The organism is Burkholderia sp. GW821-FHT14F03 (assembly GCF_058803765.1).
Genome location: NZ_JBXAPG010000034.1, coordinates 1 through 15,772 on the forward strand (window position 1 = coordinate 1; position 15,772 = coordinate 15,772).

The 15,772-nt window shown below is 66.9% G+C and carries 13 protein-coding genes; 6 read left to right on the top strand and 7 right to left on the bottom strand.

Going from position 1 to position 15,772, the window contains the following annotated elements:
• Both AC1RQF_RS22200 and AC1RQF_RS22205 read right to left on the bottom strand, forming a co-directional pair.
• Positions 1-5,150 (bottom strand): amino acid adenylation domain-containing protein (locus AC1RQF_RS22200; protein WP_492872964.1); only part of this gene is annotated, 5,150 nt, incomplete at its 3' end.
• Positions 5,151-5,791: 641 nt separating this feature from the next.
• Entirely contained in the window at positions 5,792-6,010 is a 219-nt protein-coding gene (locus tag AC1RQF_RS22205) for an MbtH family protein (protein WP_274002323.1), read from the bottom strand.
• Between the two features lie 318 nt (positions 6,011-6,328).
• Between AC1RQF_RS22205 and AC1RQF_RS22210 the strand changes: the two genes are divergently transcribed.
• Both AC1RQF_RS22210 and AC1RQF_RS22215 read left to right on the top strand, forming a co-directional pair.
• Entirely contained in the window at positions 6,329-6,958 is a 630-nt protein-coding gene (locus AC1RQF_RS22210) for a glutathione S-transferase family protein (RefSeq protein ID WP_274002325.1), read from the top strand.
• Positions 6,959-7,131: 173 nt separating this feature from the next.
• The gene (locus AC1RQF_RS22215) at positions 7,132-7,329 is read left to right on the top strand and encodes a hypothetical protein (RefSeq protein WP_274002327.1); all 198 of its coding nucleotides are present in this window, start codon (positions 7,132-7,134) and stop codon (positions 7,327-7,329) included.
• 92 nt (positions 7,330-7,421) lie between these two features.
• On the opposite strand, the gene proP is transcribed toward AC1RQF_RS22215, so the two are convergent.
• Together proP and AC1RQF_RS22225 are read right to left on the bottom strand one after the other, a co-directional pair.
• A complete protein-coding gene (proP, locus tag AC1RQF_RS22220) occupies positions 7,422-8,903 on the bottom strand; it encodes a glycine betaine/L-proline transporter ProP (protein WP_492872965.1) in 1,482 nt (493 codons plus the stop codon).
• Positions 8,904-9,025: 122 nt separating this feature from the next.
• Complete coding sequence (locus AC1RQF_RS22225) at positions 9,026-9,430, bottom strand: proline/betaine transporter (protein WP_492872966.1); 405 nt, start codon at positions 9,428-9,430, stop codon at positions 9,026-9,028.
• Here AC1RQF_RS22225 and AC1RQF_RS22230 point away from each other — a divergent pair.
• Positions 9,429-9,761, top strand: a complete 333-nt coding sequence (locus tag AC1RQF_RS22230) for a YnfA family protein (RefSeq protein ID WP_274002332.1) — start codon at positions 9,429-9,431, stop codon at positions 9,759-9,761. The two genes, AC1RQF_RS22225 and AC1RQF_RS22230, sit on opposite strands and share 2 nt — an antisense overlap.
• A gap of 25 nt (positions 9,762-9,786) precedes the next feature.
• On the opposite strand, the gene dnaQ is transcribed toward AC1RQF_RS22230, so the two are convergent.
• The 3 genes from dnaQ to AC1RQF_RS22245 are packed head-to-tail and all read right to left on the bottom strand — an operon-like array spanning position 9,787 to position 11,803.
• A complete protein-coding gene (gene dnaQ / locus AC1RQF_RS22235) occupies positions 9,787-10,491 on the bottom strand; it encodes a DNA polymerase III subunit epsilon (protein ID WP_274002333.1) in 705 nt (234 codons plus the stop codon).
• A 56-nt stretch (positions 10,492-10,547) separates the two neighbouring features.
• A complete protein-coding gene (gene rnhA / locus AC1RQF_RS22240) occupies positions 10,548-10,994 on the bottom strand; it encodes a ribonuclease HI (protein ID WP_274002334.1) in 447 nt (148 codons plus the stop codon).
• Complete coding sequence (locus AC1RQF_RS22245) at positions 10,991-11,803, bottom strand: class I SAM-dependent methyltransferase (RefSeq protein WP_274002335.1); 813 nt, start codon at positions 11,801-11,803, stop codon at positions 10,991-10,993. The genes rnhA and AC1RQF_RS22245 overlap by 4 nt, the downstream gene beginning before the upstream one ends.
• A gap of 19 nt (positions 11,804-11,822) precedes the next feature.
• Here AC1RQF_RS22245 and gloB point away from each other — a divergent pair, with 19 nt between their 5' ends.
• The 3 genes from gloB to AC1RQF_RS22260 all read left to right on the top strand — a co-directional run bounded on the left by gloB (position 11,823) and on the right by AC1RQF_RS22260 (position 15,763).
• Positions 11,823-12,644, top strand: a complete 822-nt coding sequence (gene gloB / locus AC1RQF_RS22250; protein ID WP_274002337.1) for a hydroxyacylglutathione hydrolase — start codon at positions 11,823-11,825, stop codon at positions 12,642-12,644.
• 152 nt (positions 12,645-12,796) lie between these two features.
• Positions 12,797-14,386 (top strand): transglycosylase SLT domain-containing protein, encoded by a 1,590-nt coding sequence (locus AC1RQF_RS22255; RefSeq protein WP_492872967.1) that lies wholly within the window; start codon positions 12,797-12,799, stop codon positions 14,384-14,386.
• A gap of 147 nt (positions 14,387-14,533) precedes the next feature.
• Positions 14,534-15,763, top strand: coding sequence for an MFS transporter (locus AC1RQF_RS22260; RefSeq protein WP_274002340.1), 1,230 nt, complete (start codon positions 14,534-14,536; stop codon positions 15,761-15,763).
• The last annotated feature ends 9 nt before the right edge of the window (positions 15,764-15,772 follow it).

Sequence of the window (15,772 nt, forward strand, 5' to 3'; positions counted from 1 at the left end):
ATCCCGGCATGGGTATTGGCAGCGCCCTTGGGAGTCCCTGTCGACCCCGAGGTATAGATCACATAGGCGGGATGCAGCACCGAAAGCGGCGCACTCCGATCCCCGTCATCCAGATTCCGGTCGGATTGGCTACGCAGATGAGCCAGCCATTCCACGTCGTCGAGCAGCATGACTGGAGCGGCCCCGGCATCCGGCAGCTTGCGCGCGACGTCGCTGCGCGAGAGTAAAGCGGCGGGCTTGGCGTCGCCGAGCATGAAGGCGAGACGTTCGACCGGATAGTCGGTATCGAGCGGCAGATAAGCCGCCCCGGCCTTGACGACGGCGAGCAGCGAGACGATGAGATCGAGCGAACGCGGAATCGCCACGGCCACGATGGCCTCGGGCCCGATGCCTGCCGCGACCAGCACGCGGGCGAGCTGATTGGCGCGTGCGTTGAGTTGCCGATAGCTGAGCGACTGGGCTTCAAACCCGGCCGCCACGGCATCGGGCGAACGCTCGACCTGTTGTTCGACCAGTGCGCACAGCGTCGTTTCCGGCACCGGCTGCCGGGTCTCGTTCCACTTCCGCACGACCAGTTGCCGCTCGTCCTCCGGCAGCACGTCCAGCAGCCTCACAGGCTGGACCGCTGGTGCATCGAGCGCATCGACGAGGCTTTCCAGCGCCTGCGCCATGTACCGACAGACGCGCGCGGCCTCGACCGGCTGACTGACCTGGGCGAACAGGCTCAACGCGTGGCCGTGATCGTCGATCGAGAGCGTGACGGGATAGTTGGTGCGCTCGATGGTGTGGATATGCTCGACGCCTTGCAGCGTCGCGCTGTCCTGCGCCGCTGCCGCGTGGTGCCGATAGTTGAGCAGCGCGCTGAAGAGCGGCGATCCGGCCGGTACGCTGCTGCACTGCTGGGCGAGCGCGAGCGATGCATGCTCGTGCGCGAGCAGATCGGCGAGCCGGGTGTGGGTCAGGCGGACGCTGGCTTCGACCGGCGCATTGTCGAGATCGATGCGGATCGGCAGGGTATTGATGAAAATGCCCATTGCCTGATCGCCACCGCCGGCCTGCATGCGCCCGAACAGCACCGTTCCGAACACGACCTGCTGTTGGCCGCTCGTGCGGGCGAGGACCTGGGCCCAGGCGAGATGACACAGGCTCGCGAGGCTGACGCCGAGCCGTTTGGCCTGCGCGCGCAGACGATCGCTCACCGCCTGCGGCAGGGTCGTCCTTGCTTCGCCGATCTCAGGTCCGTCGTTCAGCACCTCGGAAAGGCCGAACGGCAGCGTCGGCTCGTCGATCTCGGCGAGCATTGTCTGGAAGAAGCGTGCGTGATCGTCGTCGCGGAGGCCGGAGCGCGCCTGGGCGATCAGATGACGGAACGGCTGTGCTTGCGGCGGAACGTGGTCGGGCCGCTCCAGCCGGTCCCATACCTCGCGGTTGAGGAGTTCGGATGTGGAGTGGTCGCCGATCAGGTGATGGAGTTGCTGTTGGAGGATCCAACGGCCGTCGGCATCCTGGGCGATCGCGAAGCGCAGCAGCGGCGCTTCGCCCAGGTTGATGCGATGGCAGCGCGGATCGAAGCGCGCGGCGAGCTGCGCGGGGATTGGGCCGTCGGCGGGATCGAGGCTCAGTTCCTGGATCGACAGTTCGGCATGCCGCCAGACCACCTGCGCCGGCGTGGAAAGCCCTTCCCAGACGAACGCGGTGCGCAGGATGTCATGCCGGTCGACGACGTGCTGGACCGCGCCGAGATAGCGATCTAGCAACGTGCGGTTGTCGAACGCGTGTTGAATCAGGATCAGGTACGGGTCGCCTTCCGAGGCGAGCAGATGGTGGAACAGGATGCCGTCTTGCAGCGGGGAAAGGGCGTAAATGTCCTGGATGTTGGCGATGCCGCCGGGAACCTGGGCGACGATGCGGTCGATGTCGGCCTGGGTGAGGTCGATGAGGGGCAGCAGGTCCGGGGTGATCGCGGTGATGCCGGCGGTGATGCGGTTGGCCGGGACTTCGATCTCGCGGTGCTGGCCGAGGGTCTGGGCGAGCGCGACGAGGGTTGGGGCGCGGAACAGATCGCGGATCGACAGGCTGAGGCCGTGCTGTCGCATGCGCTCGATCAGCTTGACGGCGAGGAGCGAGTGACCGCCAAGAGCGAAGAAGCTGTCGTGGCGGCTGACCTTGTCGATACCGAGGAGTTCGCTCCAGATGTCGGCAAGGAAAGTTTCGACTTCGCTTTGCGGTGCCTCGTAGCCCTGTCGGACGAAGGCATCCTGGTCGGGAGCAGGGAGTGCCTTGCGATCGAGCTTGCCGTTGGGGGTGAGCGGGAACGCATCGAGGCGGATGAACGCTGCGGGCACCATGTGCTCGGGCAGACGTTCGGCGAGGTGTGCGCGCAGTGCGCTCATCATTGCTTGAGCCGCGTCGTGTTCGGACGCATGTTCATCCGAGAACGCTTGGGCAGGTGCGACGACATAGGCGACCAGACGTTTGTCCGCATCGGAACCCGCAGCGACGACCACAGCTTCGCGCACGGCCTCATGGTCGACGAGGCGCGCTTCGATTTCACCGAGTTCGATGCGGAAGCCGCGGATCTTGACCTGATGGTCGGTCCGGCCGAGGTATTCGATCTGACCGTCATGCCGCCAGCGTGCGAGATCGCCGGAACGATACATGCGTTCGCCCGGGGTGAACGGGTTCGCAACGAAACGCTCGGAGGTGAGCGAGAAGCGGTTCAGATAGCCACGGGCGAGGCCCGCGCCGGCGAGGTACAACTCGCCGGGCACACCCGGCGGCACGGGACGCAGCGCCTCATCGAGGATGTAAAGCTGGAGATTCCAGATCGGTGCGCCGATGGGGGCGGCGTTGCCAATCACCTCGTCGGAACGATAAGCCCAGTAGGAGACGTCGACGGCGGCCTCGGTCGGGCCGTAAAGGTTGTGCAGCGGCGTGCCGAGAGTGGCATGAGCGCGCTTGGCGAGATCGGTGGAGAGGGCTTCACCGCTGCAGACGATACGGCGCAGCGTGTTTCCGCATTGAGCGGCGTCAGGCTCAAGCAGGAAGGCTTCGAGCATGGAGGGCACGAAGTGCGCGGTGGTGATGCGTTGCTGCTGAATGAGCGTAGCGAGATAGGCGGGATCGCGATGTCCATCAGGACGAGCAAAGACGATGCGGGCACCGGCGATCAGCGGCCAGAAGAATTCCCAGACGGAAACGTCGAAGCTGGAAGGTGTTTTCTGAAGTACCGCGTCATCGCTCTGGAGTTGATAGGCATGCTGCATCCAGAGCAGCCGGTTGACGATCCCGGCATGGGTGTTGGCAGCGCCCTTGGGAGTGCCTGTCGACCCCGAGGTATAGATTACATAGGCCGGATGCAGCACCGAAAGCGGCGCGACGCGAGTCCGATTGTCGAGGTTATGGTCGGGCTGCGTGTCCAACTGCGCGAGAAGGGCGTCTCCATCGATCTGCAAGACAGGAATCGATCCGGTTTCGGGCAGCCGGGCGAGCACGTCGCCGCGCGAGATGAGCGCGGCGGGCTTGGCGTCGCGAAGCATGAAGGCGAGGCGTTCGGCGGGATAGTCGGTATCGAGCGGCAGATAGGCCGCCCCGGCCTTGACGACGGCGAGCAGCGAGACGATGAGATCGAGCGAACGCGGAATGGCGACGGCGACGACGGATTCCGGCCCGATCCCCGAGGCAACGAGCATGCGCGCCAACTGATTGGCGCGCGCGTTGAGTTGCCGATAGCTGAGCGACTGATTCTCGAATACGGCTGCCACGGCATCAGCGGACTTCTCCGCTTGCTGCTCGACCAGTACGTGAAGCGTCGTGCCGGGCAGATCGTGAGCCGTGTCATTCCACTCCCGCACGACGCGGTCCCGCTCGCCGTCGGACAGCATGTCGATCTGCGCGAGCGGCGCGTTCGGATCGGCCATCGCGGCGTCGATGAAGCGCATCAGCCGCGCATGTTGCGCGCCGAGTTCATCGCTGTCGAAGTATTCGACGTTCCCCTCGAAGTTGATCACGCAGGCGGCGTGGCCAAGGCGGCCATAGAACGTGATGGCTCGATCGGGTACCGGCCCGGTCGAGAACAGGTTGATATGGCCGGGCGCGCCGTCAAACCGGACCGTGTCGAAAAACGGCATGATGTTGACGCGCGGACCGAAAGTCTTGGCGAGCCTGTTCGCGAGATGCAGGTCTTTGCCGCGGAAATGCTGGTGCGCCAAGTGCCGGGAGATATGGCCGCCGAGCGTGCGGGCGAGATCATGCAGCGTCGTGCCGTGGCCCAGCGCGCTGTGCAGCGGCACGACGTTCGAGGTCATGCCTACCACCGATGACGTCGCCCGGTCCCGCCCGAAGAGCGCGAAATCGAACAACATGTCGGCCACGTTCGCGGCCTTGTGGAAGTAGCCGATGATCGCCGCGGTGACGAGCCGGGTCCAGCTCACGCCGGTTGAACGTTCCGCGGCCAGGATTCGCTCGGCGAGTTCGGGCGACACGGTCACGCGGCGGCGGTGAAACTCGCTGGATTCGGAGGGCGGCCCGCTTGCGGTGAGTGCGTCTCCGGCCTGCGCGAGGTAATCGCGCCAATAGTCCGCATCGCGCGCGAGCCGCGCGGATTCGCGGTAGTGGCGATCTTCATCGAGCAGCGAGGCGAGCGGCGGGGGCGTATCGGGGGCCTGCGCGTCGCGCGCGTTATAGTGCGCCGCGACTTGTTCGGTCAGCCGCGCGAGACCCAGACCGTCCACGAGAACGTGGTGATAGCGGTGGAACCAGACGTAGTGGTCCGCCGCGAGCCGGAACAGCACATGCTCGAAGGCGGGGCCCGCGAGCAGGTCGAGCGGGCGCGCGCAGGCGGCCGCCATGCGTTCGTGGGCCGTCGCGAACGGGTCCGGCGCGGCGGACACGTCGACGAACGCGTACGGCAGGTCCGGGTGCTCGAAATACTGGCGCGGGCCGTCCACGTCGCGCACGAAGCGCAGGTGCAGCGCGTCGACCTGGTCGACGCAGTGCCGTAACGCAGTTTCGAAGCGGAGCGCATCGATGGGGCCGCGGATATCGACATAGCACGGGCTGTCGTAATGCGGGTTGTCCGGGTCAAGCTCCTGGGCGAACCACATTTCGAGTTGCGGGGCCGACAGCGGCAGGAATGTCTCGTGGCTCATGAAACTGCTCCCGGAAATGGAATACGGTGGTGGCGCGTGCGTGCGGCGCCGGAAGGGGCGCTGCAGTGCGATACGGCAATCGGTTGACTGGAACGGGTGGGGGCGGGGCGAGGCGGCCGACCGAGCGTCGCGGGGGCGCTTCGTCCCGGGAATGCGTCAGGTGCGACGACCTGCTGCGGTGTCGCGATGGGCTGCGCATGGCATGCCGTGCAGCGGCTTCCGCGCGGGCCGGCCTGCTGTTGTTAGTGCGGCGATGGCGCGCAGCGCCTCCAGCACTGAGGTTCGGTGGATCGCTTCGGTCGCCGTGCATCGCAATGCAGGTGCGTCATAGATTCTCCGAGTGCTGCATAAACCGGTGTTCGCGCGTGGTCCGGCGCATCGGGCCGGATGCGGCCGGCCATGAGGCGGCGCAGCGCGGCGGGCGCGTCGAAAGAGTGCGCGCATTCAAGGCAATGGATGTCATTGAATTGAACGCGCGCACTGACCGACCGGCAGGGGTTTACCGGCCGGGACTGATCCCGTTTTGCGGGATCGCAATTAAAAGTAAATGCTTATATCGAAACGATATATTTAAGCGATATGTCGCTCGGATGAGAATTGCATGACAGCGGATTCATGCATTCCGGCGTAGGCGACAGGGCTTAGAGTGCGGATGCTGTCTCGGCTTCGATGAGCGAGCGCGGCCGCATGTCGGTCCAGTTTTGATCGACGAATTCGAGGCACGCATGGCGCGCCTGCGGTCCGAAAGCATGATTCCAGCCAGCAGGCGTCTCAATGAATTCAGGCCATAGCGAATGTTGGCCCTCCTTATTGACGATCACGATAAACGTACCATCCTTGTCATCAAATGGATTGGACATGATGTGGATTCCTTATCGGATGAGCGCTGCGTGTGGTTGAAATGCTTGCTGCGGACTTCGTTACGACAGGCGAGCCCATGTTAGTTTCAAGATACTCGGGTGTCTAGTATGAAATCGATAGAAATTTGCACGGTGTTTAATTTGATTGGAAAATCATTTCGCCGGAAAAAATACGCTGACTTTGCGTTGACCTGACGGAAACAATAACGAATGCGTGACAGCGGGTGTCGGCGAGATGAATGCCGTGATTGTTACGTTTCGCTGTAAGGAAGGAGGCTGCTACAGTGGGCGCATTCCTGACAGACGGAGACTTGAGCGATGAAGCTGATTGGCATGCTGGATTCACCCTACGTGCGCCGCGCCGCGATCTCGGCGAAGTTGCTGGCGTTGCCTTTCGAGCACCGGTCGGTGTCGGTGTTTCGTCAGATTGATGAATATAAGGCGCTGAGCCCGGTCGTGAAGGCGCCGACCCTGCTGCTCGATGACGGCGCGATGCTGCTGGACTCGTCGCTGATCGTCGACTATTTCGATCGGCTGGTCGCGCCGGAGCGGCGCCTGATGCCGGAGGAACTGGCGCTGCGGGTGCGCGCGCTCGAGCTGACGGGCCTGGCGCTCGCCGCGGCGGAAAAGACGGTCCAGGTGGTCTACGAGCACAGCCAGCGGCCGGGCGAGAAACAGCATCAACCCTGGCTCGATCGGGTGCTGGGCCAGGTCGAGGCGGCTTACGGCGAACTGGAGACGCGCGTCTCGGGCCGCCCGGGCTGGCTGATCGGCGAGCGCATCCTGCAGGCGGACGTGACGGTGGCGGTGGCGTGGCGCTTCACGCAGTACGTCGCGGCGCATTTCCCGGATCTCGCGCGCTTCGATCCAGCCCGATATCCGGCGCTGGCTGCGTTCTCGGCGCGTGCGGAAGCTCTGCCGGCGTTCGTGGAGAGCCCGCTCGACTGAGTATCCGGGCGCCGGGCATCCGGGCGCCGGGCGTCCTTGGGCGGGCCTTCGCACGACGGCCACGGATTGTTCGGCTGCCCCGACAAGTGACTTCATGCGCGCGTGGTTTATCCCGCGCGCGCGGATTCTTAGAATTCACTCCAACGTCACGCCGCTGTCCGCTGGAGCCCGCCATGAAGACCTTGATCGAAGCCCGCCTTTACCACCCGTCCGTGGTGTTGCCGATGGTGTCCCTGATGCAACTGATGGTCACGCACGATTTCAACCTGGGTCAGGTGGGCTTCGCGGTCGCGGCCAAGGGCGCGCGGGTCGCGGTCGAGCGTTCGCGTTCGCTGGTCTCGGGGCTGCATTGCCCGAACGCAGCGCATTGAATCGACGCCGGCCGGCATACAGGTCGCCCGCGCAAACAAAAACCCCACGCCGTTCACGGCGTGGGGTTTTTTCATGAGCGGGCAGGCGGGCGTCAGGCGCGGGCGGTGGACACGTGCGCGTACGCGCGGTCGTCGGTCGCGTCGTCGTTGAGCGCGCGCACGAGCGCATGCGCCTCGCGTCGCGACGCCACGGCGGGCGGCGAACCCATGAGCGGCTGGCGGGCGGTCTCGGGCAGCGCCAGCACCGAGATCACGCCGATCACGGCCGCGCCCATCAGATAGTAGGCGGGCATCATCAGGTTGCCGGTGCTGTCCACGAGCCACGCTGTGACAAGCGGCGTGGTGCCGCCGAACAGCGACACCGACAGGTTGAAGCCGATCGCGAGCGCGCCGTAGCGGATTTCGGTCGGGAACAGCGCGGGCAGCGCGGACGGCATCACGCCGGTGAAGCACGACAGCAGCGCGCCGATGATCAGGAGGCCGCCGAACACCGACAGCATGTCGCCCGTGAGGATCAGCATGAGCGCCGGGATCGACAGCGCGAGGAGGCCGAGGCAGCCGGCCAGCATGACGGGCTTGCGGCCGACGCGGTCGGACAGGCGGCCGGCGGCGAGCGTCATCGGCATCATCAGCACCATCACGATCAGCACCAGCACGAGGCCGTGCGTCTCGTTGAAATGCAGCGTCGACGACAGATAGCTCGGCAGGTACGACAACGCCATGTAGTCGGTCACGTTGAAGATCAGCACGAGGCCGACGCACAGCAGCAGCGCGCGCCAGTTGCGCAGCAGCGTCTCGCGGAAGCGGGTCTTGGGCAGCGCCTTGTCCTGGGCCTCGCGGGCTTCTGCCTGGCGCTTGAACGCGGGCGTCTCCTCGAGCTTCATGCGGATGTAGAGCCCGATCAGGCCGAGCGGGCCGGCGATCAGGAACGGCACGCGCCAGCCCCACGACAGCAGCGCGTCGTGCGACAGCGCGGCGGTCAGCAGCGCGACCACGCCTGCGCCCATCACGTAGCCGATCAGCGTGCCGAACTCGAGGAAGCTGCCCATGAAGCCGCGGCGCTTGTCGGTCGAGAATTCGGCGATGAAGGTCGCGGCGCCGCCGTACTCGCCGCCCGTCGAGAAGCCCTGCACGAGGCGGGCGACGAGCAGCAGCACGGGCGCCATGATGCCGATCGACGCGTAGCTCGGGATCAGGCCGATCGCGAAGGTGCCGAGGGCCATCATGATCATGGTCATCGCGAGGACGCGCTGGCGGCCGATGCGGTCGCCGAGCGGGCCGAACACCATGCCGCCGAGCGGGCGCACGAGGAAGGCGGCGGCGAACGTGCCGAAGGTCGCGAGCAGCTGCGCGGAGGGGCTGCTGGACGGGAAGAACACCTGGCCGAGCGTGACGGCGATGTAGCTGTAGACGCCGAAGTCGAACCATTCCATCGCGTTGCCGATGGCCATGGCGCTGACGGAGCGCTTGAGAAGGCTTTGGTCGACGACGGTGATGTCGTCGACGGCGAGCGGCGCGTCGCCGTTCGCGGAGGATGAAGAGGCAGCTGACGGGCTGGCGTGTGTAGCGGTCAAGGTTGAAAGCTCCTGTGACTGCGGTCGAAGCGCGCGGTGAGGCGGGCGCGGTTCGCCACGGTTTGCCGAAAGTGCGGTTTCGCGAGCGGGGGCCGGGGTGCGCGGATCACGCCGTTAAGCGTTTAATCCAGAAAAAGGTCGAAACCTCGCGGGCGCCGGGCCGTCGCGAAAAAGCACTCGAGAATGACGCTGCCGCCGTGCGGAACAGGCGGCAAGCCGGTGTGGCGCGGGGCGCGACCGGCGATGCCCACGAAGGGCGTTGAAACGAAGCGGGCGACCCGAGGGGCGCGCTTGTGCTCGATATGTCGGACGGAGCGACCGGAGCGGGATAGCCCGGGCGGCGCGGCGACCGAAATAAATGACGGAAATTGAATGTTGAAACAGGTGACATGGTAGCACGATGACGGATGATCGTGCAAATTGGGCGGGAAGCCCTGATCCGGCGGGGATCCGGCGGCATAATCGCGGGCTGGATTCGCCGCCGGTGCGCGGCCTTTTTCACCGCTTACCGGCCGCTGCCCGCCCATGATTGCCCTGCTCAAAATCGCCGCGTTGTTCGCCGTCACCGCGCTTGCCGAGATCGTCGGCTGCTACCTGCCCTGGCTCGTGCTGAAGTCGGGGCGGTCGGCATGGCTGCTGGCGCCGGCCGCGCTGTCGCTCGCGCTGTTCGCGTGGCTGCTGACGCTGCATCCGGCGGCGGCCGGCCGCACTTACGCTGCGTACGGCGGCGTCTATATCGCGGTTGCGCTGCTGTGGCTGCGGGTGGTGGACGGCGTGCCGCTGTCGCGCTGGGATGCGGCGGGCGCGGTGCTCGCGCTCGCCGGGATGGCGGTGATCGCGCTGCAGCCGCGCGTCTAGCGCGGCCCGCGCGGCCGCGGCGGCCTCACTGCCGCCAGACGCAGGTGCCCTTGACCGACTTGTCGAGATCGTCGAGCTGGGCCTGATGCGCGGCCTGCTCGTCCGCGCTCGCGGCGAGCACGGGCAGGTCGAGGGTGCTGAACGTGACGCGCGGCGTGTCGCCCGCGGCGTCGCCCGGGCCGCCGTCGCCGAGCATGTCGATCACGAGGCTTTCCTGGCCGCGCGTCATCGCGAGATACACCTCGGCGAGCAGTTCCGAGTCGAGCAGCGCGCCGTGCAGCGTGCGGTGCGCGTTGCTGATGTCGAAGCGGTCGCACAGCGCGTCGAGCGAGTTGCGCTTGCCGGGGAACATCGACTTGGCCTGCACGAGCGTGTCGATCACGCCGCCGCAATGCGCGGTGAACGCGGGCAGGCCGAGCAGCGAGAACTCGGCGTCGAGGAAGCCCAGATCGAAGGGCGCGTTGTGGATGATCAGCTCGGCGCCTTGCACGAAGTCGCGCAACGCGTTCGCGATCTCGGCGAACTTCGGCTTGTCGCGCAGGAATTCGGTCGTGAGCCCGTGCACCGCGAGCGCGCCGGGATCGCTGTCGCGCTCCGGGTTCACGTAGAAGTGCAGGTTGTTGCCGGTGAGGCGCCGGTTCAACAGTTCGACGCAGCCGATTTCGATGATGCGGTCGCCGGTGCGGGCGTTGAGGCCGGTGGTTTCGGTGTCGAGAATAATCTGGCGCATGTCGGTGAAACGTGAGTCGGGTGGGGCGGAGAAACGAAACGGGTGGGTGCGGCGGGTCAGGCCTGGGCGAGCGACGCGACGCCCTGGTTCGCGAGCGCGTCGGCGCGCTCGTTCTCCGGGTGGCCGGCGTGGCCCTTGACCCAGCGCCATTCGACCTCGTGCTGCGCGACGAGCGCGTCGAGGCGCTTCCAGAGGTCGGCGTTCTTGACGGGCGCCTTCGCGGCCGTCACCCAGCCTTTCTTCTTCCAGCCGTGGATCCATTCGCTGATGCCTTTCTGCACATACTGCGAATCGGTGTGGACGACCAGCTTGCACGGGCGCTTGAGCGCCTCGAGCGCGGCGATCACGCCCATCAGTTCCATCCGGTTGTTGGTGGTGTTGGGCTCGCCGCCGAACAGTTCCTTTTCCTGGTCGCCGTAGCGCAGCAGCGCACCCCAGCCGCCAGGGCCGGGATTGCCCTTGCAGGCGCCGTCGGTGTAAATGTCGATGATTTGCTGGGTCATGAATGTTCTTGATGGGTGGTGGGGCTTGCCGCGGGCGACAGGCCGGCGGCGAGCACGGGTTTCTTGACCCTGAGCGGGCCGACGAGGCGCATGCCGCGCACGCGCTTGATCGCGGTCACCATGTAGACCGCGCCGAAGATCGGCCACCAGCGGTCGCCCGCGGCTTCCATGAAGGCGTAGCGGGCGAGCCACTGGTCGGTGGCGAGGGGCGGCCGGTAGCAGCCGAAGCGGCCGCGTTCGAGGTCGAAGCCGAGCAGCTTGATCCAGTCCTTGAGCCGGATGAACGCGATCTGGTCGCAGGTGGCCGGCACGAACGGCCGGTTCGCCATGCGGCCGAACGACTGGCGCGCGCCCCACAGGCTCAGCGAATTGAAGCCGGTGATCACGAGCTGGCCTTCCGGCATCAGCACGCGCTCCGCCTCGCGCAGCAGGCGGTGCGGATCCGCGGTGAATTCGAGCGTGTGCGGCATCACGATCAGGTCGACGCTCTGCGATTCGAACGGCAGGTCGAGCAGGTCGCTCCACACCGTGCTGCGTCCCGCCGGCGCGTGCGTGGCGCCGTGCGCCTCGCGCGCCCAGGGCGGGTGGAACGGCGCGCTCGCGCCGCTCGCCGGGTCGAGCACGAGCGCGCGCCCCGGCATGCGGTTCTCGCGCAGGGCGTCGAGCTGCGGCAGGCCGAGCTGGAGCGCGTGGAAGCCGAACACGTCGGAGACGATGCGGTCGAGCTGCGCCTGTTCCCAGTCGAGCACGTAGCGGCCCGGCGGGGATGCGGTCCAGGCGGGCCAGTCTATAATTGGACGGTCAGACATATCAATGGTTGCGCGCCCCATGAACGAGCTGGAATACGTGCCGGTGCCGGCATTCGAGGACAACTACATCTGGCTCGTGTCGGACGGCCGCAACGCGGTCGCCGTCGATCCGGGCGAAGCCGGCCCGGTTCGCCGCTGTCTCGGCGAGCGGGGCTGGCGGCTGACCGCTATTTTACTCACGCACCACCATGCCGACCATGTCGGCGGCGTCGCCGATCTGCTCGCGAGCCAGCCGGACGACTTGCCGCTGGCCGTCTACGGCCCGGCCGGCGAGGCGATCGCGCATCTCACGCAGCGCGTCGCGGGCGGCGACGCGGTACGCATCGAGGCGCCCGCGCTGCACCTCGAGGTGCTCGACGTGCCGGGCCACACGAGCGGCCACGTGGCGTACTACCAGCGCGCGGACGATGCGCGCCGCACGCCGCACGTAGGCACGCCGCACGTGTTCTGCGGCGACACCTTGTTCTCGTGCGGCTGCGGCCGACTGTTCGAGGGCACGCCCGCGCAGATGCTCGCGTCGCTCGATGCGCTCGCCGCGCTGCCCGGCGCGACCGAGGTGCACTGCGCGCACGAATATACGCTGTCGAACATCCGCTTCGCGCTCGCCTGCGAGCCGGACAACGCCGCGCTCGCCGCCTGGCGCGACGACGCGCAGGCGCGCCGCGCGCGCGGCGTGCCGACGCTGCCGACGACGATCGCGCACGAGCGGGCGGTGAATCCGTTCCTGCGCGCCGACAGCCCGGCGATCCGCGCCGCGCTCGAAGCGGAATTGCATGAAACAGTGCCGGATCGATTGGCGGCTTTCACGCTGATGCGGGCGTGGAAGAACCGATTCCGATGAACGGGGGCGGGCGGGCCGAAGCTCATCCCGAATCTCCAGAATCGGCCCCAAATACAGGATTTATTGGGTTTTTCGGCGTTTTTATTGACGTGAACGGCGCACTTCCGTACTATCGCCTGCAATTTCCAGCCGTTGGAAGCCGAGATTTTTTCATGCGATTTATCCTCAGTGCGCTCCTGGTCCTCATGCTCGCCGCGTGCGCGAGCCCGGGGCCCACGGCCCAAAGTCCCGCCGCCGCTTCCGATCCGCAAGCCGCCTCGAATTTCCTCCGCAAGTCCGCGACCGCCAAGGAGACCGTCGACGTCGACAAGCAGTCCGTCGTCGACCTGACGACCGCCGACACCGATCTGTGGGCGCGGATCCGCCGCGGTTTCCAGATGCCGGACCTGCAGACCGATCTGGTCGACATGCAGACCACCTGGTACACGCAGCGTCCCGACTACGTGCAGCGGATGACCGAGCGGTCGCAGAAATACCTGTACCACATCGTCGAGGAGCTGGAGGCGCGGCACATGCCGACCGAGCTTGCGCTGCTGCCGTTCATCGAATCGGCGTACAACCCGCAGGCGCTGTCGGTCGCGAAGGCGGCGGGGATGTGGCAGTTCATCCCGGGCACCGGGCGCACCTACAACCTGAAGCAGAACATGTGGCAGGACGAGCGGCGCGACGTGCTCGCGTCGACGAGCGCCGCGCTCGACTACCTGTCGCGCCTGCATGACATGTTCGGCGACTGGTATCTCGCGCTGGCCGCGTACAACTGGGGCGAGGGCAACGTGCAGCGGGCGATCGCGCGCAACCAGGCGGCCGGCCTGCCGACCGACTACCAGAGCCTGCGGATGCCGAACGAGACACGCAACTACGTGCCGAAGCTGCAGGCGGTGAAGAACATCATCGCGAATCCTCAGCAATACGGGCTGGCGCTGCCGGACATCCCGAACCACCCGTACTTCGTCACCGTGACCACCGCGCGCGACATCGACGTGAAGGTGGCCGCGAAGCTCGCGAACCTGACGCTCGACGAGTTCAAATCGCTCAATCCGTCGTTCTCGAAGCCGGTGATCCTCGGTGCGACCGTGCCGCAGATCCTGCTGCCGTTCGACAACGCGGCCGCGTTCGAGAAGAACCTGAAGGGCTATGACGGCGCGCTGTCGTCGTGGACCACCTATACCGTGACCGAGCGTGCGCGCCCGGCCGCGATCGCCGAGAAGATCGGCGTCGACGCCGACACGCTGATGTCGGTGAACCGGATTCCGGCCGGCATGCGCCTGAAGCCGGGCTCGACGATCGTCGTGCCGCGCAGCGACGACGACGACGAGGACATCAGCGCCGACGTCGCCGAGAACGGCGCGCTGGCGATGGAGCCCGACGTGCCGGATACGCGCAAGATGCTGATCCGCGTGCGTCGCAAGCAGTCGATGGAAGCGCTCGCGGGCCGCTACGGCGTGTCGGTCGCGCAGTTGCGCGCGTGGAACCGCACGCACCGCGCGATCGTGATGCCGGGCCAGACGATGGTGCTGCACGTGCCGGTCGGGCGCGCGGTGCCGGCCGAGCCGGGCCCCGAGCGGATCGCAACCGCGGTGGCGGGCGGCCGTATCGAGAAGGCGAGCCTGCATACGGGCGGCAAGGCGGTGCGCGGTCGCAAGTCGGCCGCGCCGGCCGCGAAGGCGCCCGCGCGCGCCGCCGGCAAGGCCGCGCCCGCCCACTCGACCAAGACCGCGAGCAACAAGACAAAGAAGAAGTAGTGCGAAACGGTCGCACCGGGCGCGGGGGCATTCGTCCGTGCGCCGGCCGATCGACTATCATCCGCACCGATGCGCCGTCACTTTCGTGGCGGCGTTTTTGTTGGTGCGCCGCCTGCGGGTCGGGCGGCCGGTAGAGGGGTAGGGGGCATGTCTTCGGTTCAGTTTCGCGTGTTCGCGTTGTTCGCGATCGGTTATTTCATTTCTTACGTTTTCCGCGGCGTGAATCTCGGCTTCGCGCCGCTGATCACGCACGATCTCGGCTTGTCCGCGACCGACCTCGGGTTGCTGACGAGCCTTTATTTCCTGGGCTTCGCGGGCGCGCAGATTCCGGCGGGCGTGCTGCTCGATCATTACGGTCCGCGCCGCGTCAGCGCGGGGATGCTGCTGTTCGCGGCCGCGGGCGTATGGGTGTTCGGCGCCGCGCACAGCCTCGGCGTGATGATGGCCGGCCGGCTGCTGATCGGGGTGGGCGTGTCGGTGTGCCTCGGGGCGGCGTTCAAGGCGCTCGCGCAGCATTTCCCGGTTGCGCGGCTGCCGCTCGTGAACGGGCTCGTGATGGCGGTGGGCGGCCTCGGCGGCGTCGCGGTCGGCTCGCCGCTGACCTGGCTGCTCGGTTTCGCCGGTTGGCGTCTGGTGTGCGGCGGGCTCGGCCTGCTGACGCTCGCGGTCGCCGGGCTGCTGTGGACGCTCGCGCCCGAGACGCCGCCGTCCCATCAGCAGGCGAGCGTGGCGAGCCAGTTCAAGGGCACCTGGCACATCCTGCAGAGCGCGGCGTTCTGGAAGATCGCGTCGTTCTCGGTCGTCACGCAGGGGGTGTTCTATGCGATGCAGTCGCTGTGGGTCGGGCCGTTCCTGCGTGACGTGATGGGCTTCGACACGCATGGCGCGGCGGCGCTCGTGTCGGTGCTCGGGCTCGCGATGATGGCGGGCTGCGTCGGCTTCGGCGCGGCGGCGCGCAGCCTCGAACGGCGCGGCGTGTCGGTGTACGCGTTCTGCGGGATCGGCATGGCGCTGTTCGTCGCCACCCAGCTCGCGATCATGCTGCGCGCGCCGCTGCCCGCCGCGCTGCTGTGGGCGGCCTACGGCGTGTTCGGCGGAGTCGGCATCCTCAGTTACGCGATCATGGCCGAGCACTTTCCCGCACACCTGATCGGCCGCACGAACACCACGCTCACGCTCGTGATCTTCGTGCTGATCTTCGCGTTCCAGGTGGGCGTGGGCGCGCTGCTGTCGCAGTGGCCGGTGCATGACGGCCATTACCCTGCGGCCGCGCACCTGACCGCATGGAGCGTGCTGGTCGCGCTGCAGGTGGCAAGCGCCATCTGGTACGTGCTGCCGAGCCGCGCGCTCGCGAAGCGGGGCGCGCAGGCGGGCTGATCCGCCGGC